Source organism: Paenibacillus sp. S28 (assembly GCF_016624415.1).
GTDB classification, from domain to species: Bacteria; Bacillota; Bacilli; order Paenibacillales; family Paenibacillaceae; genus Paenibacillus_AQ; species Paenibacillus_AQ favisporus.
In genome coordinates this window covers 199,903-217,856 of record NZ_JACVTM010000009.1, presented here as the reverse complement: position 1 = coordinate 217,856, position 17,954 = coordinate 199,903, and the positions used below count along the sequence as shown (strand labels likewise).

16 protein-coding genes are annotated in these 17,954 nt (G+C 53.4%); 12 read left to right on the top strand and 4 right to left on the bottom strand.

Translation table 11 applies throughout. The features are described 5' to 3' along the window. Positions 1-7 precede the first annotated feature (7 nt). From IAE55_RS21795 to IAE55_RS21785, 3 genes are all read left to right on the top strand, one after another. Complete coding sequence (locus IAE55_RS21795; protein ID WP_200633878.1) at positions 8-2,869, top strand: family 78 glycoside hydrolase catalytic domain; 2,862 nt, start codon at positions 8-10, stop codon at positions 2,867-2,869. A gap of 300 nt (positions 2,870-3,169) precedes the next feature. Then, positions 3,170-4,186, top strand: coding sequence for a TIR domain-containing protein (locus IAE55_RS21790; protein WP_076173574.1), 1,017 nt, complete (start codon positions 3,170-3,172; stop codon positions 4,184-4,186). Further along, on the top strand, positions 4,183-4,353 hold the full coding sequence (locus tag IAE55_RS21785) for a hypothetical protein (RefSeq protein WP_163881768.1): 171 nt from the start codon (positions 4,183-4,185) through the stop codon (positions 4,351-4,353). Before IAE55_RS21790 ends, IAE55_RS21785 begins: the two co-directional genes overlap by 4 nt. 155 nt (positions 4,354-4,508) lie before the next feature. On the opposite strand, the gene IAE55_RS21780 is transcribed toward IAE55_RS21785, so the two are convergent. Then, positions 4,509-5,417 carry an RCC1 domain-containing protein gene (locus IAE55_RS21780; protein WP_145163454.1) on the bottom strand — a complete coding sequence of 303 codons (909 nt, stop codon included), beginning with the start codon at positions 5,415-5,417 and terminating at the stop codon, positions 4,509-4,511. Positions 5,418-5,441: 24 nt separating this feature from the next. Beyond that, positions 5,442-6,125 carry a DUF6273 domain-containing protein gene (locus tag IAE55_RS21775; protein WP_145163452.1) on the bottom strand — a complete coding sequence of 228 codons (684 nt, stop codon included), beginning with the start codon at positions 6,123-6,125 and terminating at the stop codon, positions 5,442-5,444. Between the two features lie 182 nt (positions 6,126-6,307). Here IAE55_RS21775 and IAE55_RS21770 point away from each other — a divergent pair, with 182 nt between their 5' ends. The 4 genes from IAE55_RS21770 (at position 6,308) to IAE55_RS21755 (ending at position 11,533) form a co-directional block, all read left to right on the top strand. Then, positions 6,308-7,099, top strand: a complete 792-nt coding sequence (locus tag IAE55_RS21770; RefSeq protein ID WP_145163450.1) for a TatD family hydrolase — start codon at positions 6,308-6,310, stop codon at positions 7,097-7,099. A gap of 410 nt (positions 7,100-7,509) precedes the next feature. Further along, positions 7,510-9,108 carry a sensor domain-containing diguanylate cyclase gene (locus IAE55_RS21765; RefSeq protein ID WP_186382074.1) on the top strand — a complete coding sequence of 533 codons (1,599 nt, stop codon included), beginning with the start codon at positions 7,510-7,512 and terminating at the stop codon, positions 9,106-9,108. Between the two features lie 507 nt (positions 9,109-9,615). Next, on the top strand, positions 9,616-10,887 hold the full coding sequence (hflX, locus tag IAE55_RS21760; RefSeq protein WP_200633877.1) for a GTPase HflX: 1,272 nt from the start codon (positions 9,616-9,618) through the stop codon (positions 10,885-10,887). A 253-nt stretch (positions 10,888-11,140) separates the two neighbouring features. Then, positions 11,141-11,533, top strand: coding sequence for a YmaF family protein (locus IAE55_RS21755; protein WP_200633876.1), 393 nt, complete (start codon positions 11,141-11,143; stop codon positions 11,531-11,533). A gap of 9 nt (positions 11,534-11,542) precedes the next feature. On the opposite strand, the gene IAE55_RS21750 is transcribed toward IAE55_RS21755, so the two are convergent. Then, entirely contained in the window at positions 11,543-13,276 is a 1,734-nt protein-coding gene (locus IAE55_RS21750; protein WP_200633875.1) for a PQQ-dependent sugar dehydrogenase, read from the bottom strand. 442 nt (positions 13,277-13,718) lie between these two features. Here IAE55_RS21750 and IAE55_RS21745 point away from each other — a divergent pair, with 442 nt between their 5' ends. The 5 genes from IAE55_RS21745 to speD all read left to right on the top strand — a co-directional run bounded on the left by IAE55_RS21745 (position 13,719) and on the right by speD (position 17,451). Further along, positions 13,719-14,048: a PadR family transcriptional regulator gene (locus tag IAE55_RS21745; protein ID WP_200633874.1), complete on the top strand. Its 330-nt coding sequence runs from the start codon at positions 13,719-13,721 to the stop codon at positions 14,046-14,048. Between the two features lie 14 nt (positions 14,049-14,062). Then, entirely contained in the window at positions 14,063-14,926 is an 864-nt protein-coding gene (locus IAE55_RS21740) for a pentapeptide repeat-containing protein (protein WP_200633873.1), read from the top strand. A gap of 15 nt (positions 14,927-14,941) precedes the next feature. Next, positions 14,942-15,703 carry an ABC transporter ATP-binding protein gene (locus tag IAE55_RS21735; RefSeq protein WP_200633872.1) on the top strand — a complete coding sequence of 254 codons (762 nt, stop codon included), beginning with the start codon at positions 14,942-14,944 and terminating at the stop codon, positions 15,701-15,703. Next, entirely contained in the window at positions 15,704-16,471 is a 768-nt protein-coding gene (locus IAE55_RS21730) for an ABC transporter permease (RefSeq protein WP_105444996.1), read from the top strand. Between the two features lie 173 nt (positions 16,472-16,644). Continuing rightward, entirely contained in the window at positions 16,645-17,451 is an 807-nt protein-coding gene (gene speD, locus IAE55_RS21725) for an adenosylmethionine decarboxylase (RefSeq protein ID WP_105444997.1), read from the top strand. 143 nt (positions 17,452-17,594) lie between these two features. Here speD and IAE55_RS21720 read toward each other — a convergent pair whose 3' ends face one another. Continuing rightward, positions 17,595-17,864 carry a hypothetical protein gene (locus IAE55_RS21720; RefSeq protein WP_089548543.1) on the bottom strand — a complete coding sequence of 90 codons (270 nt, stop codon included), beginning with the start codon at positions 17,862-17,864 and terminating at the stop codon, positions 17,595-17,597. Positions 17,865-17,954: the final 90 nt, after the last annotated feature.

Below are 17,954 nucleotides of genomic sequence, written 5' to 3'. Positions count from 1 at the left end.
GCTTATGATGGATAAGCATTGGAAGGCACTGTGGATTTGGGGAGAGGGAGAGCCGAGCCCCCGGAATGAATGGAGATGCTTCCGCAAGACCTTTGCCTATGAGGGGGACCCGGGACGGCCCGTATCGCTCAGCATCACCGCAGACTCGCGCTACGTTCTTTTTGTAAACGGTTACCTGGCCGGCAGGGGAACGACGCGCTCCTGGCCGAAGGAGCAGATGTATGATACATACAGCATCGGGCATCTGCTGCGTCCGGGGGCTGACAATACGATTGCGGTGCTTGTCCTTCATTTTGGACTGGCCAATTTTTATTATCTCGCCGGGCGCGGGGGACTGATCGCCCAGGTGGAGTACGGGGACAAGGTGATCGCCGCCACGGACCGGACCTGGAGAACGTCCAAGCTGGCGGCCCAGGACAGCACTTCCCCGAGGATGTCTTGTCAGCAGGGATTTGCCGAAGTGTACGACGCCAGGCTGTGGGATGAGGCATGGAACCGGCCGGGATACGATGACGCCTCCTGGAGTGCCGCGTTGGAAATTGGCCCGGCAGGCACGCAGCCATGGACGCGGCTCATTCCAAGGGACATCCCGTTCCTGACGGAGGAGAAGAAGTACCCGTCCAAGGTGATGTCTTTGGCCCGCGTCAAGGCACCAAGGTTCACGGCCGCCATCGACCTGCGGAACCAGATGGTGAAGGACAGCATCACGCACGCCAACCCGGTAGGCTTTACCGGCCTATTGGCTGCGGTACTGGTCATGGAAGAGGACGGCGAAGTAGCCATCGGCTTTCCGACCGGAACGCGGGCCGACGATCTGTATGTAGACGGCATCCGCTGCACCCCGGCGCATGTGGAGCAGCCGGAAACATACTACACGCTGACCTTGGGCAGCGGGAGTCATCTGCTTCTGATGGACATTACGTCGGGCGACCATGGTTCGGTGTTCCACATCGGAGTGGACAGCGAGGCGGCGTTTACGCTGCGGGCTCCACTTCACGCGGCACTAAATGAGGAGGGCAATCCGTTTACGGCCGTCGGCCCTTTCGATGCGGTTGAGTATATCGATTACAAGGACGGCCGGGAGCTCCGCAGGGACGATCCGGACTATTTAAGGCTGAAGACGATCCGGACCGAGCAGGAGCTTCAGGGCTATGAACGCTGGATGCAGCCCGTGTCGAGACAGCTGTATTCGGCCGTGGACGTATTCGGGGCCAGCGTGTGGCGGACGCTGAGCGAAAAACACCGGGTGCCGCAGGAACTGCAGTTTGCGGTGCTGCCGACGCAGAACTTCGCACAGCTCGAGCCGTTCCCCGATGGTGACTGTGAGATCGTGATTGATCTGGGCAAGGAGCGTTCCGGTTTTATCGGCCTCGAACTGGACGCGCCGGAAGGCACGGTCATTGATGCGTACGGGGTCGAATACATCAAGGACGATTACCGGCAGCATACGTACGGCCTCGAAAATACGTTCCGTTATATATGCCGGTCCGGCCGCCAGTCTTACCTGTCGCCCGTCCGCCGCGGCTTCCGGTACTTGATTCTGACCATCCGCGAACAGCGTGGTCCGGTGAAGCTTCACGAAGTATACATCCGGCAGAGCACGTATCCCGCCGCCGAGATCGGCGCGTTCCGCTGCTCGGACGCCAGGCTGAACGATATTTGGGACATCAGCCGCCACACGACCCGGCTGTGCATGGAAGACACATTCATCGACTGCCCTTCCTATGAGCAGGTGTTCTGGGTCGGGGACAGCCGCAATGAGGCGCTCGTCAATTATTATGTGTTCGGCGTGACCGACATCGTCAAACGCTGCCTGCGGCTGGTTCCGGGATCGGCGGACATGACGCCGCTGTATGTGAACCAGGTGCCGAGCGCCTGGAACAGCGTGATCCCGAACTGGACCTTCTTCTGGGCCATCGCCTGCCGCGAATTTATTTCCCATACGAACGACACGGCGTTTGCGGCGGAAATCTGGCCGGCGATTCAGCTGACTATGGAGGCCTACCTGGAACATCTGAATGGGGACGGACTGCTGGAGATGAAGGGCTGGAACTTCCTGGATTGGGCCCCGATCGATCAGCCGCGTGAAGGCATCGTGACCCATCAGAACCTGTTCTTGGCCAAGGCGCTGCGCGATGCGGCAGCCATTGCGGCAGCGGCCGGGCAGGAAGGGACCGCCGCCGCATATGAGGAAGCATCCAGGCGGCTGACGGAAGCCATTAACCAGCATTTGTGGTCCGATGAGCGCCACGCCTATCTGGACTGCATCCATGCGGACGGCCGCCGTTCCGATACCTTCAGCATGCAGACCCAGGTGGTCGCCTACCTGTGCGGGGCCGCTACCGGCGGCAGAAAAGCGCTGATGGAAGCCTATTTGAAGTTTCCTCCCGCGGATTTCGTGCAGATTGGCAGCCCGTTCATGTCCTTCTTCTATTACGAGGCGCTGGAGGAGGCCGGCCAGTTCGAGCTGCTGCTTGCCGACATTCGGGCCCATTACGGGCAGATGATCGATAACGACGCCACCACCTGCTGGGAGATGTACCCTAACTTCAGTGAAAACCGGGCCAATCCGAACCAGCTCACCCGGAGCCATTGCCATGCCTGGTCCGCGGCCCCGGGATATTTTCTGGGCGAATGCATTCTCGGCGTAAAACGGCTGGAGGACGGATGGAGCAAGGTGGCGGTCGCTCCCCAGCCGTGCGGACTAGGCTGGGCCAGCGGCATCGTTCCGCTGCCGGCCGGCGGCGAAATCCGCGTCCGCTGGAACGTTTCGGACAACCGGATGACGCTGCGCGTAGAGTCACCGGCTGATGTGGAGATCGAGGTGCTTTTTCCGGAAGGAATGCAGGGTGAGGTTGAGCTCGTATAGCGCAAAAGGATATCATTCAAGCGTTTATGGTGGAGACGTACCTTATACGGCAAATGCTGTCGGTGAGGCAGCTCGTCCCTTCCCGGTACTTGGCTTGTACACGAAGGCTGCGGTTCAGCAGGGCTGTCCGCAGTCCTTTACTTTTTGTAACCTTTTTATATAGACAAGTTCTGTCAGGCATACATAGCAAACTTTGAAATCATGGGCGGACTTTCGTAAGCGCGAAAAGTAACAGTCATTGAATCTACCATGCTATGATATACTGATAATAGGTAGATTATGGATGTTCTGGAGGGAGTTATGGACAAACCTTTCGTTTTCATCGGCTCATCCAGGGAAGCCATTCCGATCGTGAATGCGGTGCAGGAGGAACTGGAGCACTACGCGGTCGTGACTCCTTGGCATAGAGGAGTGTTTCACGCCAACCGTTATACGATGGAGGACTTGGAAGCCCAGATCCAGGGTAGCGATTTTGCGGTTTTTGTGTTCCACCCTGATGACGTGACGCTCGTGCGGGGTAAGTTATATTATACAGCCAGAGATAATACGGTGTTTGAGATGGGCTTGTTTTGGAGCAAACTGGGGAGAGAACGGGTATTTTTTCTCGTTCCGTCGCATATTCCTGAGCAGGAGGATGAGGAGGAGGAACGGATTGAAGGCTTTAAGACGCCTTCGGATCTGTTCGGCATGACCACGCTCACCTATCAGATGAACCCGCGCAACTGGAATGCGGCCGTGGGCGTCTCGTGCAGTAAAATCGGCAGCATGATCGAGCATTGGGGCAGCAAACAGAGCGATCCTTACGATCTGCTCCGTGAATCCGAAGAGGAGAGGGACAGGCTGCTGAAGATTATCGGCTTTTTTGAGGAATTGAATCATAAGCCTGCACTCGATACGGATATTTACAACCGGATCTGCCGGGCGCTGCGGCTGTCGTTTATTTCCACGCCGTATACGGTCAGCGGCACAGCACTTTTCAAAGCCGGGGACCGTACAATAAAGCAGGTCGGCAGCGACGGGGTTGGCGAAATCGGCTATGAATATTCCTTGGATGCCAATGTCAACCTGAGACCGGGAGAAGAACCGATCCATGTGGTGGACGTTCACGCCAGCGGAAATGTGACATTTAGTCAACGAAATCGCAAATCGGTTGTGAAGGAATATATCTTGTGTTATCCTTTAGCGAGAAGATACGTGTTCACGGTCCACCTGAGGGGTTCCGTCCAGGTCACGGAGCAGATTTTTGAGGAGATATGTTATCTCAATAAAGCGTTACTGGATTCAATTCATGATTTATTAGGAGGGGAATCGTCATGAGTCAACGACACAGACCCACTTTTCGCAAATATGGTCTTAGGAGTACGGCGATCCTGCCTCTGAGCGGGCTGAAGAAAGTGGTAGCCCCGTCCGTTGACGGCCCAGACGAAACGTATACCGTTCTGTTCGAGAAGAAGGCGGAATACGGCAAACCCGTATACAAATAATGACGCTAGACCGCACTCCGTCAGGATGCGGTCTTTTTTATATGATCGGGCGGGATCGGGATACTCCGGGCGATGTCAACCACCTGATCCAATGTCGCGTACCCCTTGCCTAATTTGAAGTCCGGCTCATTTTTTCGCGTGGAATGTCGAGTTATTCATATTGATAACGAAGTGCCGGGCACTTGGATGCCGCGCCAGCCGCTGACATCGCACTGGCCATATTCGTTGTGACCCACAGCCATCACCGTGCCATCCGATTTCAGGCCAACAGTATGCGTACAACCCGCCGCGACGGCCACCATATCGCGCCAGCCGCTAACATCGCACTGGCCATATTCATTATGGCCCGCAGCTGTTACCGTGCCGTCCGATTTCAGGCCGACGGTATGATAACTGCCCGCCGCAATCGCCACCATTCCGCTCCAGCCGCTAACATCGCATTGGCCATGTTTGTTCAGACCCACAGCCGCCACCGTACCGTCCGATTGAAGCCCGACGGTATGAAGGTAACCCGCAGCTGCCGCGACGATGCCGCGCCAGCTGCTAACGTTGCATTGGGCATACCGATTGTTACCCACGGCTGTCACTGTGCCGTCCAATTTAAGACCCACAGTATGCCAGTCACCCGCCGCGACCGCAGCTATATCACGCCAGCCGTTAACATCGCATTGGCCTTCATGATCTCGACCCACGGCTACCACCGTGCCATCCGATCGCAGACCGACGGTACGGCGCCAGCCTGCCGCGACCGCTGCGATATCGCGCCAACCGTCTACGCTGCATTGGCCATGCTTATTCCAACCCGCCGCGACCACCGTACCGTCCGACTTCAGACCGACGGTATGGGCATTGCCTGTGTTCGCCGCCATATGAACATTACCGGCCGCCACCGCCACCAGATCACGCCAGCCGCTTACAGCACATTGGCCGTATTTATTATCGCCTGCAGCCACCACCGTGCCGTCAGATTTCAGACCAACGGTATGACGAGGGCCCGCCGATATGGGATTCCTGGGCCATCGTTTTACCTTTAACGCCGCAGCTTTTGATGTAACGCAATCCATGTTTTACCTCCTTGAAAACAAGACTTAGGAAAGATTTATTTTTATAGCAGGACGCACGCCATAACCGCCTATGCTGTTATTCCCATAGCTGCGAATACTGCAGCCTGTCCCTACAAAATACGCGCGTGAAGGCTTGTTACCTTGGGTTCGCAGCCACCACCAGGAGCAGCCGGCTTCTTCGCCGTCCTTGAGGATATAGTTGTCTTTGTTCGATTTGTCATATACATATAAGCTGCATCCATCGGGCTTGTTCGTCTTGGCAAAATCGGTTCCAACCGCACGCCTCACATCCTTGCCGTGAATCCCGGATAAGTTCTCTAGCTCGGCAGCGCTAAGCAGAAAAACCTTGTCCTCCGTATCCGGGCAGCCTTCTCCGTTGTCCGTACAATGAGCCGTCTTGATGAATTGCTTTTCGGCGCCGCTAAATGCGGTGTTATAGAATTCATCGTTCAGCCACTCGCGCAAATCGCAGTCACGCCAAGTCTTTTCCGTAGATTCACGCCACCCTATCTCCGCGCTCTTGCCATGATACCTCTTGCAGTCCAAAATATACTCACTCAAAACAAACAGCTCGTTTCCTGAATGATGAAGAACACGCCATTGTATCGCCAGTGCTTGAACGTCTGCAGACTGCGGATACGTGCCGAACATAATGAATTCGCCGGGCTTTACGTTCCGGTACGTCACAGCTGAATGATCCTTTTCCATGAAGGTTTCCTCCCTCTCTTTTCATTTCAACTTCGATCATATAACATTCATGCAAGATTTCATTTGAAAGACCAGGAATCCTTGTGCGGAGGATCGTTGTCCACTATAATATTGGTGCCGTACTTTATGGTTTGACTTTAAGGTAGATGCCTTAAGATAGATAACGAAAGGACTTGGCAGCCATGACTTTACCGATCATTGATATCGGCGTTAACCTGATGAATTCATCGTTCGACCGGGACCGGGAGGAGGTGTTGACCCGGGCCGCTGAGGCGGGCGTAGAGCAGCTGATCATAACCGGAACGTCCGTGGAGAGCAGCGAGGAGGCGGCGCACTACGCAAAGTCGTATCCCGGCAGGCTGTTCTCGACGGCAGGCGTTCATCCGCATGACGCCAAGGACTGCGGACCGGATACGGCGGAGCGGCTGCGGCGGCTGGCCGGGCTGCCTGAGGTGGTGGCGATCGGCGAATGCGGGCTGGACTACAACCGGGATTTTTCGCCGCGCGACGTGCAGCGCCGCTGGTTTGAGGAGCAGCTGCGTCTGGCGGAAGAGCTGGACATGCCGCTGTTTCTGCATGAACGGGACGCGAATGCCGATTTTGCCGCGATGCTGAAAGACCACCCGGCATTGATTCGGCGCGCGGTCGTGCATTGTTTTACGGGCAGCGCAGAAGAGCTGTACACCTACCTTGAGATGGGGCTGCACATCGGCATCACCGGCTGGATTTGCGACGAGCGGCGGGGTGGGCATTTGCGTGAGCTCGTCCGGGACATTCCGCTGGACCGCCTGATGATCGAGACCGATGCGCCTTATCTGACACCGCGTGATCTGCGGCCGAAGCCGAAGGGCGGACGGAACGAGCCCGCTTTCCTGGCGCACATTCTCGGGGTCATCGCCGACTGCAGAGGGGAAGAGCCTGAGGCGTTGGCCGCGGCCACGGTAAGGACGACCAGGCGCTTTTTCGGAATTTAAGACGCGGCATAACGCCGCTCTAACTCTGGACATCCCATGACAGCCGCCGCGGGCAGCCGGTCAGGCTGCCCTTTTTTAAGAGATCAGAAAGTATAAGTTTCAGAGCTTCTGCTTCCTGATCTCGCAAGAAAAACTTCCTCTAGACGCGGTCTGTCTTCTTTGAAAGTACGTCGATAGACGTTTTTCTTAAGAGATCAGAAAGTATAAGTTTCAGAGCTTCTGCTTCCTGATCTCGCAAGAAAAACTTCCTCTAGACGCGGTCTGTCTTCTTTGAAAGTACGTCGATAGACGTTTTTCTTATTACGGCAGATGGCACACACGCTATAGATGCACTTCCGGCGTTCATGTATAATGTAAAGCGTCACGATGCGACATCTTTCTCTATTATTAGACTCAAGGTGGATATAACGTTGAAATATTTGATCCAAAAAGGTTTTACGCTCCGGTTTACGATCAGCCTGCTTGTCATTATTGCGATCCTGCTTACGATGCTGACCAGCATCACTTCAGCCGTTCAAGTCAACCGCGCCTCCTTAATTGGCAATTATCTTCAGAATAACGAGCAGTATGCCAAAAAGCTGGCTTCCAATACGAACGAGCTTCTCGTTACGATGCAGCAAAATATCAATGCGATTGCCAAAATATCCGGGCGGAGCCAAGAGATGGACGCCCAGCTCTTTGACGATCTGTTTCAGGAGAATACGCAGTATTTCAACTCTATAGTCGTTGCGGACACCAACCGCATCGTCAGGGCGCTCAGTCCGCATACGATCGGAATTGAAGTCGGGGATCAGCTGACCTCGGCCCAGAGCAAAATGGCGGTCTCCTTGAAAGCGCCTTTTATTTCAAACCCCTACCGGGCGACGACAGGGAGGTACATTATCCTCATTTCGGCACCAATCGTCGATGCATCCGGCGCTTATCAAGGGTTTGTCGGCGGAACCATTTATCTCGAAGATAAAAACGTGCTCAGCACGATGCTGAAGGAGCACTTTTTCGGCAACGGGTCTTACGTTTACGTAGTGGAAAAGAACGGGGCCATCATTTTTCATCCGGACAAGCAGCGAATCGGCAAATCGGTCATCAGCAATCCGGTCGTGAAGAACGTCCTGATGAAAAAAAGCGGGTCGCAGCGGGTGACGAACTCCGAGGGGGGCCAATTCTTTGCAGGTTACGCTTATGAACCGAGCAGCTCGTGGGGGATTATTTCCCAGACGCCGACGTCGGTCATTGAGAAGCCGCTTCATGACTTGATCAAAAGGGTGCTTCTCGCCTCCCTTCCGTTCCTGCTGCTGATCCTCATTTTGGGATGGTGGGTGGCCAGCCGCATTGCCAAACCGCTCAATACGCTGGCTCAATTTTCCGACCAGGCCACACTTGGCTCGGCACGGCCGCAGAACGTTCCCGACATTAAATCGGCTTATTATGAGGTCAGGCTGCTGTCGCAAAGCGTCAAAATCGCGTTCCAGCACTTGAATCAGGATTTGACCCAGCTTCGGAACGAGGCGGGTGTCGACGAGCTGACCGGGCTGGCCAACCGGAGGACGCTGGATACGGTGCTGCAGCAGTGGACCGAGTACCATGTGCCCTTTGCGGTCATTTTAATAGACATTGACCATTTCAAGGGAGTCAACGATACCTATGGGCATGTGCTCGGCGATCAGGTGCTGAAGCACTTGGCCCAGCTGATGCGAAACGTGTCCTTGGAAGGGGATTTGTGCTTCCGCTATGGGGGCGAGGAATTCGGGATTTTGGTGCAGCGCAGCGGGCCGAGGGAAGCCGGCGTGGTGGCCGAACGCTTAAGAAAAGAGATGGAAAGAACCGCGAACCCGATCGGAGTGCCGGTGACGATCTCGGCTGGCGTAGCGGCATATCCCGAGCATGGACGCTCACCGCGCGATTTGATCCTGAAAGCGGACGAGGCGCTGTACCGCTCCAAGACGGGCGGGCGCAACCGCGTCACGCTGTCGGGGGAAGCAGAGGTTAGGCGTGCACAGACGGGGAGGTAACGAAAAAGTTCCATCTTTTTGGCAATTGGGAATTGTATCCGCTGCGCTGTTGTGTTAACATGGGGATACCAATAATGATCGGAGGGTTCGAATAAGATATGTACTACATCAAATTCCGTTTTTTCACTTTGTGCCGCTAACTGAATAGTGCTCAAAGGCTCTGCCCCTGTGCGGAGCGAACGGGATTGGTCTGCATATCTTTTGGAACCCGAAATATACGTGCCGAGTGTGCTCATTATTTGAGTTATGCCGGGTGTATGCGAGGGAGGGCGATCCGCCCTCTTTTTGCTGTCTTCAGGCAGCCGTAGGGCGTTCCTCATGCAATAACATAAAACCAGCCTGATTGGAGAATGCTTAGGACACCTTAAGCTTGACGGGCAGCTGTCATCGAGCAAGGGGGTTCTTCTTTTCCAGTGCTGATATATCCGTTCGCTTTAAACCACAGGGTTACAGCCTGCGGTTTTTTCGTTTCATCGAACAATTCAAGCTAATTCGGAGGTAAAATATATGGAACCCATTCAACAAAAAGCGATACTGGTCGGCGTGAACCTGAACAACCAGCCCGATTTCGAATACTCCATGGAGGAGCTCGGCAATTTGGCTGAGGCCTGCGAGGTGGAGGTCGTTGGGCAGCTGACGCAAAATATGGAGCGCGTCAACAAATCCCATTACATCGGTACCGGGAAAGTCGAGGAACTGGGCAGCTTATTCCGGGGACTCGAGGCGAATCTGATTATTTTCAACGACGAGCTCTCGCCGTCGCAGCTCCGCAACCTGGAAGCGGATCTGGAATGCAAGGTGATCGACCGGACGATTCTGATTTTGGACATTTTCGAAAAAAGGGCCAAAACGCGGGAAGCCCAGCTTCAAGTGGAGGTTGCTCAGCTGCAGTATATGCTGCCGCGCCTCGTGGGCCTGCGCGAGTCCCTCGGACGGCAGGGCGGCGGCGTCGGCATGCACAACCGCGGCTCAGGCGAAACCCGGCTGGAGCTGGACCGCCGACGGATCGAGGAGAAGATCAGCGCCTTGAATAAGGAGCTGGAATCGTTGGTGTTTCAGCGGCAGACGCAGCGGAAGCAGCGGAAGAAAAACGAGCTTCCGGTCGTGTCGCTGGTCGGCTATACCAATGCGGGCAAATCGACAATCATGAATGCCATGCTGGAGGCCTATTCTGCGGCCGGACCGACCGGCGAGAAGGCGGTATTCGAGAAGGATATGCTGTTCGCCACGCTGGAAACGTCCGTGCGGAGCATACAGCTGGAGGATCATAAATCCTTTCTGCTCACCGACACGGTCGGGTTTGTCAGCAAGCTGCCCCATCATCTCGTCAAGGCGTTCCGGTCGACGCTGGAGGAAGTGTCCGAGGCGGACCTGCTCATCCATGTCGTGGATTACTCGAACCCGAAGTATGAGCAGCTGATCCGAATTACGGAGAACACGCTGAAGGACATCGGCGTTACGGACATTCCCACCATCTTTGCTTATAACAAATGCGATCTGGCGGGCGTGGACATTCCAGAGGTCAAGGAGAAAAGCGTCTATCTGGCAGCCAAGCCGAGAATCGGGATGACCGAGCTGGTGGATCTGATCCGCAGCTCCGTGTTCAAAGATTACGTCACCTGCGAAATGCTGATCCCGTATGACCGGGGCCAGGTGGTTTCGTATTTGAACGAGCATGCCAGCATCCACGCAACCGAGTATGAAAATGAAGGTACACGGCTCTCGCTGGAATGCCGGCTTCAGGACTTTGAGAAATATCGCGAATACGTTATAGAATAATGCTGATAGATTAATTTTGAAAAACCTGCCGATTCACGACAATCTGGTGTCGTGACCGGCAGGTTTTTTTGCTGCCTAAGTATCGGATGGTTGACCGCCATGGCTGAACGTTTCAACCGTTTGTAAGATTTTTAACCGTAAACCATATTTCTGCATAATGGAACAGGCTAACGCCATATGATTTCTGCGTATGATGAAGCCGATATTTTTTGCTTGATCAAACCGATAACTTGAATCATAGGAGGTTCGTCAATTGGAAATCCCAATCACAGGTTTGCTGTTTCATACTGAAGGTTCCAGTTCCGAGCATCATCACAGCCTGCTTATTACTTCGTGGGATGGAAGGCCGGTCCGGGTCCATGTTCATCCGATTTCAGGTGATACTTCGTTTGACGTGGGACACTATCATCACTACGCCGGAACAACGGAACCCGCCCCCAGCGGCGTTCCCCATGTCCACCGTTATCATGTGGAAACATCTTTTAATGATCAGCATGTTCATTATATTCAAGGGACGACGGGACCGGCCATTCCTTTGCCGGGAGGCGGGCATTATCACGATTTTGCGGGTTATACCACCGTTAACGGCAGAATCCCGCACTCGCACCGGTACGGAGGCAGAACAGGGAACGAGGAGGAGGATTAAGCCGATCCGCTATATTTTAACGATCTTCCACAGGCTCCCGCTTCCAGGAGTCGGGTTATGCTTACCCATCAGGCCAAAATCGACAAGGTACAGCTCATTTCCTTCGGCATTAAATTTGACATCAATGGGCCGGATAGGCCCTTGTTTCGTGGATTCGCCAAGCGGATTGGTCAGGAAGTTGGAAATTTGCCCGGTATCCAGGTTGACTGTAACCACTTTGAATCCAGGAAGCTCCTCGGTTTTTTCAAATCCGGATTCTCCAAACTGGGCGACATACAGCTCCCCTGGACTGCCGAAATCAGCGTTTGCACAAATATCAAATTTCATGGAAGCGCTATGCGGCTGCAGACGGGCCAGCGGTTGGGCGGCAAGCGGAGGATGGTTGCGGATAAGAAAGGCAGGCTTCGCTTGTTCCGCGGCATGAAAGTGGGGGAGGGTTACGGGCAAACCACTAAACAACTCCGGAAATCCGTACCATCCTCCAGGAGTGACCTCCCAAATCTTATCCCAATCCAGCCTGATTTGCCGGCTCCCCCGCGGATCCGCGCCATGGTCCGTTACGATCAGTTTTCCGTTCATTGGGGAAAATCTTAAACCAAACGTATTCCGGAAGCCGTCTGCGACGATCTGTAGGTGGCTTCCGTCAGGATTACAGCGGTAGATGATCCCGTTAGCCAACAATCGGCCTCGTACGATATCACCCTCTTTGCTCGGAGCTCCAAAGGCATGGTACGCTCCCGTTACTGCTGCCCCTGGTTGATCGGATAGCGGATCCCGGGTAATAAAATTGGTGCCGATCAATTCCAAGTCTCTGGCCGGCACATCGTGAAATTGCGGGTGATGCTTCAGGATCAGCATATTATCCAGCCCTACAACAGCCGAATTCGTGGCGGTACCAACGGAAAAATACAGTTTGCCGTCAGGGCCGAACAGAATGTCTCCGGTAAAATGGTCCCCGCATGTGCGCAGCCCGCTGACAATCGTTTGCCTAGTACCGTCCGGCGATACTCGAATAATTTCTCCGCATCCGTCTGCCGGCTTTTCCCCTAAATTTCCTGCAGCCACATACAAATCCCCACGATGCCAGGCAATGCCTGTTACAGGACCTCCGAATCCTGAGGCGATTTCTGTAAAGGAGCCATCCGATTCCAGGCGAAGCACGCGGCCCATTCCGGGTTCAGTCCCGTAAGCAAACCCAGCTTCGGCAACATAGACCGCTCCTCGGGGGTCAAATGTCATAACGGTCGGGAACGTGAGTCCTGTGGCGATCCGCGTTAACCGGTACCCCTTTTCCAATATGTAATCAGGCTTTTGCGTTTCGTGTTGGGGTTTGAAAAGCTGACCAAAGGCCGCTTTTAATTCCGTAAGCGTATTGACCTGCGCCAGCTGAGACTTCATCAAGTCCTCAATGCCCAATGGATACGAAGAAACCGGCAAAAAGTAATCGTGATAGCTGGTGTACTCCTGTAATAATTCATACTCCCGCTGATGGAGTTCTTTAATACAGTCCAGAACCGGATTATACCTTATATTCACCGTTGCAGAAGGGCTGGATATCCCTAGTGAAGCAGCGAGCTTTCGCAATGCATCCAATTGCTGTTCCTGCTTGTTCAGCAAATCGTTCAGCGGTGCCTTCAGTTTGGGAAATGGATTATTCTCTTGAAGATGCCGGTACAGAAAATAATTGACCCATTCCCAGTGATACTGCTTTTGAACCATTCCCTGCGGCACATATTCGTTCATTGATACACTCCTCCTCGATCCTCCAAAAGGAAAGTGGTGTTCAGGATGTCGCTAGATGTCCAGACTAAGGCTTGTAATGTATATTCCATCCCGGATTTCAATAGAAGGGTCATGACTGAATGAAAAAACGGGTCATTTCCCGGAAAATAATTTGTCGGACGGCAGCCTATTTTGCAGCAGGCTCTCGTCAAGGGCAAATACTAAAAAACAGCGGTGGACTAGGACTGGAAGTGCAGTCTTAGATTGCCGCTGTTTTCTGTTTTCAGCAGGGGTGAACCATTGAACCGCAAAAAAATTCTCGTTAGACCATATTTGATTTTTGCTGAATGTACGCCGTTTCTTATTCTTCAAGTACCTGTATTTTCGGCAAAGTATTTTTATTAACAAATTACCTTGACAGTCACAGTAGTATATCGTATCATGCAGATATGGAGGTGATTACATGAAAGACAACAAAATCACATCCGACCTGCTGCGAGGCCATACCGACACGATGATTTTACGACTCTTATCCGAAGCCGACCGCTACGGTTATGAAATTGTCAAGCTGATTGTCGAGCGTTCGGGCGGTGAGTATGAATTAAAGGAAGCCACGATGTACTCCAGCGTACGGCGGCTTGAAGGTGACGGTAATATCGAGTGGTATTGGGGCGGTGAAACGCAGGGCGGACGGCGCAAGTATTTTCGGATGACCGAGAAGGGCAAGGCAACTTATGAACGCAATAAACGCAACTGGAAGTACGCCAAGCGCGTGCTTGAAAACTTATTATAAGGAGAGATGATGGGATGAACGAGAAATTGACGAACTATCTGAACGAGGTTTTTGCTGCATACGAAGGGGTGAGAAGCGTCAGCGAATTAAAGGCCGACCTGCACTCCGATCTGCAGGACCGGTTCCGTGAGCTGAAAGCCGAGGGCAAGGACGACGAAACGGCTTTGGAGATGACCATCGACAGCATCGGCGACATTGAGCAAACGGTGTTGGAGGTGGCAAACCTGTCCCGTTCGCTGGAGCGGCAGGTGCTAACCAACCTCAGCGCGAGCAACTTGGCCGAAAGCGACTTTGCGGGCGTTACCGCACATAAGGGGAAATTCACATCAAGCACGCTCCGAGGCTCCGACTTCACGAATGCGGACTTGACCGGCAGTTCATTTAAGAGCAGCGATGTGAAGGATGCCCGTTTCGACGGCGCAAACCTGACCGACTGCAACCTGACCACTCTGGACCTTGCCAATGCAAGCTTTAACCAATCCACTCTTGTACGAACGAACTTCAGCAAGTCGTGGCTGGCCGGAGCCACATTCACAGGCGTTCACCTGACCGACGTCAACCTGACGATGACCGCTCTCACAAAAACCGTCTTTGAGAATTGTGTATTCGACGGGGTGGACTTCATATCTTCCGATCTGACAGGGCAGCGTTTCGACGGTCAAATCTTCATTGGCGTCAAGTTCGACAGAGCCGGGTTGAAAGAAGTTTCGTTCAAGGGCGCTACGCTCAAAAATGTGTCTTTTCAAGGGTCGTTGTTGTCCAAGAAATATTACCGCGCCATTAAAACGATCTGCTTTGACGGGGCGACGATGGATAAGTTGACCTTTGCCGCACTCAAGGGCATGGATGCCGAATTGTCAAAAGTTACAGTGATCTGAAAAGGAGGAGAAGATATGACAAACAAGTCGATTCAAGTCAAAGGACTGCAAAAATCCTACAAGCAGCAGCAAGTTCTAAAAGGTGTGGATTTTGAGGTGGATCAGGGAAGCATTTTCGCCCTGCTCGGCTCCAACGGGGCGGGTAAGACGACAACCGTAAAAATCCTTACCACGCTGCTTAAGCCTGACGGCGGAACCGCTGCCGTCAACGGATTCGATGTCACCTCAAAGCCGGACCATGTACGGCAGTCGATCAGTTTGACCGGTCAGTTTGCCGCCGTGGACGAGAATTTGACCGGGCAGGAAAATCTCATCATGATCGCCAAGCTGCGGCATCTGGCAGCTCCGCGTGTGATCGCACGCGATCTGCTTACGCGCTTCGGCTTAACGGATGCCGCGAACCGGAGAGTATCTACTTATTCGGGAGGTATGCGCCGCAGGCTCGACCTCGCTATGAGCCTGATCGGAAAACCGCAGATCATTTTCCTTGACGAGCCGACGACTGGGCTTGATCCCGAGGCGCGCATCGAGGTGTGGAAGATCGTCAAGGAGCTTGCTGACGGCGGCACGACCGTATTCCTGACCACGCAGTATCTGGAGGAAGCCGAACAGCTTGCCGATCGAATCGCCATTCTGCATGAGGGCAAGATTATCGCGGGCGGCACGCTCGCGGAGCTGAAAAAGCTGTTCCCGCCTGCAAAGGTAGAGTACGTTGAAAAACAGCCTTCATTGGAAGAAGTATTTCTTGCCATCGTTGGCAAAAAGGAGGAAAAGTAAATGGAAGCGGTAAAGAAGCATTACTTTAGCGATATGGGTGTGATGCTCGGACGTTCCATGCGCCATATATTCCGCAGCTGGGACACCATTATCACGGTCACGATCATGCCGATCGCATTTATGCTGCTGTTCGTTTATGTATTCGGAGGCGCCATTCAAACCGGCACGGATAACTATGTAAATTATTTGCTGCCAGGCATTTTGCTGATTGCCATTGCAAGCGGAATTTCTTATACGGCGTACCGCCTGTTTATCGATGTGCAGCGGGGTATATTCGAACGGTTCCACTCCATGCCGATTGCCCGTTCCACCATGCTGTGGGGACATGTGATCAGTTCGCTGGTATCCAATGCCATATCGGTGGTCGTTATCATACTTGTTGCGCTCTTAATGGGCTTTCGTTCGTCAGCAGGGCTGCTGCCATGGCTTGCCGTAGCCGGCATACTGATGCTGTTTACACTGGCGTTAACGTGGGTCGCGGCGATTGCCGGGTTGTCCGCCAAATCCGTGGATGGCGCAAGCGCCTTTTCCTATCCGATTATCTTCCTGCCGTTCATCAGCTCCGCGTTTGTGCCGACCGATTCGATGCCCCGGGTCGTTCGCGCCTTTGCCGACAACCAGCCGGTGACCTCGATCGTGGAAGCGATCCGTTCGCTGCTGTCAGGTCAACCAGTGGGCAATGATATCTGGATCGCTCTTGCATGGTGCGTCGGAATCATGCTCGTGGCATATGTTTTTGCGATGAGGGCGTATAAGAAACGGGTGTAATATCCGTAAATCCCCGCTTATCTCAAGCTGCTGCCTACCATCCTGCATTGTTTGTCCCTGCCCCATTTGGGGTAAAAAGTGTAAATAAACAAAAGCTGCCGTTCTAGACGGATAATGCACCATGATCAGGGAATATTAGGCAGTGGACATGAAGACAGCGGGGTGAATGTGCAATGAAGGAAATACCGGAGCAGCACGTGAAGCTGCATGGGTTTAACAACCTGACGAAGTCGCTCAGCTTTAATATGTACGATATCTGCTTTACACGGACCAAAGAAGAGCGCGAGGCTTACCTGGAATACATCGATGAGCAGTATAATGCGGAGCGTCTGACGACGATTCTGAAGACGGTGTCGGATATTATCGGGGCTCACGTGCTGAATATAGCCAAACAGGATTACGTGCCGCAGGGGGCGAGCGTGACGATTCTCGTCTCCGAAGGGCCAGTGGTGGAGGTTCCGCAGGAATCCTATTCCGAATCGCCCGGACCGCTGCCGGACTCAGTCGTCATGGCCTTGGATAAAAGCCATATTACGGTTCATACGTATCCGGAGTTCCATCCGGACGAGGGCATCAGCACCTTCCGGGCCGATATCGACGTATCGACCTGCGGGGAGATTTCGCCGCTGAAGGCGCTGAACTATCTCATTCATTCTTTTGACACGGATATTATGACCATCGACTACCGGGTTCGGGGATTTACGCGCGATATTAGCGGCCATAAGCTGTTCATCGACCACGATATCAATTCGATCCAGAACTATATCCCGGATAAGGTGAAGGATATGTACGACATGATCGACGTGAACGTGTATCAGGAGCATATCTTTCATACGAAATGCAAGCTGCGGGAATTTGACCTGGACAATTACTTGTTCGGCTATACGAAGGATACGCTGAGCGAGAGCGAGCAGGAAGAAATCACGGAGCGGATTACACTGGAAATGGACGAGATTTATTACGGCAAAAACTTGGTGTGAGGCAGATGAACCTGGTGCGGAAGTGATGAAGTTAAATTCGATAAGGCGATGAAGTCATGAAAGAGAATAAAAGCCTAACTACACTGGCAATAAGGCGCTGTGCTCACACAAAGGGGTACGGCCTTTTATTTTGCTGGCGGCAGTTATTTGAAAATGCTGATCAAGATGGAGATCACCGCAAACAGGGCGATGCCGGACATAAAAAAGTAGCCGAAGTACCGGATCGGGGCGGGGAGCTGGTCCATATTGACCTTTTTGGGCGGGCCGCCGCCTTCGATGGTTTGTATGTTTCTGAGCTGCTCATCAACATAACTTTCATGGTCGAGGGTCGCAGCGGTTTCGCTCGCGGGCTGCGTTTCGTGAACTGCGGGCTTTCCTTGCGGACTGGCGGAACGGGTTCGGTTGGGGTCCATGGGGGTCAGCTCCTTTTTTGTTTAAAATTACATTTAATTTCCATTATTGTAACATACGGGGGGGTGGAAAAGCATCTTCAGCCGGATCGT

Excerpts from the sequence above, each read along its gene's own strand:
- IAE55_RS21735 (WP_200633872.1), top strand. The coding sequence starts at position 14,942 with ATGACAAACAAGTCGATTCAAGTCAAAGGACTGCAAAAATCCTACAAG.
- IAE55_RS21720 (WP_089548543.1), bottom strand. The coding sequence starts at position 17,864 with ATGGACCCCAACCGAACCCGTTCCGCCAGTCCGCAAGGAAAGCCCGCA.
- IAE55_RS21785 (WP_163881768.1), top strand. The coding sequence starts at position 4,183 with ATGAGTCAACGACACAGACCCACTTTTCGCAAATATGGTCTTAGGAGT.
- IAE55_RS21775 (WP_145163452.1), bottom strand. The coding sequence starts at position 6,125 with ATGGAAAAGGATCATTCAGCTGTGACGTACCGGAACGTAAAGCCCGGC.
- IAE55_RS21790 (WP_076173574.1), top strand. The coding sequence starts at position 3,170 with ATGGACAAACCTTTCGTTTTCATCGGCTCATCCAGGGAAGCCATTCCG.
- IAE55_RS21745 (WP_200633874.1), top strand. The coding sequence starts at position 13,719 with ATGAAAGACAACAAAATCACATCCGACCTGCTGCGAGGCCATACCGAC.
- hflX (WP_200633877.1), top strand. The coding sequence starts at position 9,616 with ATGGAACCCATTCAACAAAAAGCGATACTGGTCGGCGTGAACCTGAAC.
- IAE55_RS21770 (WP_145163450.1), top strand. The coding sequence starts at position 6,308 with ATGACTTTACCGATCATTGATATCGGCGTTAACCTGATGAATTCATCG.
- IAE55_RS21780 (WP_145163454.1), bottom strand. The coding sequence starts at position 5,417 with ATGGATTGCGTTACATCAAAAGCTGCGGCGTTAAAGGTAAAACGATGG.
- speD (WP_105444997.1), top strand. The coding sequence starts at position 16,645 with ATGAAGGAAATACCGGAGCAGCACGTGAAGCTGCATGGGTTTAACAAC.
- IAE55_RS21795 (WP_200633878.1), top strand. The coding sequence starts at position 8 with ATGGATAAGCATTGGAAGGCACTGTGGATTTGGGGAGAGGGAGAGCCG.
- IAE55_RS21740 (WP_200633873.1), top strand. The coding sequence starts at position 14,063 with ATGAACGAGAAATTGACGAACTATCTGAACGAGGTTTTTGCTGCATAC.
- IAE55_RS21730 (WP_105444996.1), top strand. The coding sequence starts at position 15,704 with ATGGAAGCGGTAAAGAAGCATTACTTTAGCGATATGGGTGTGATGCTC.
- IAE55_RS21750 (WP_200633875.1), bottom strand. The coding sequence starts at position 13,276 with ATGAACGAATATGTGCCGCAGGGAATGGTTCAAAAGCAGTATCACTGG.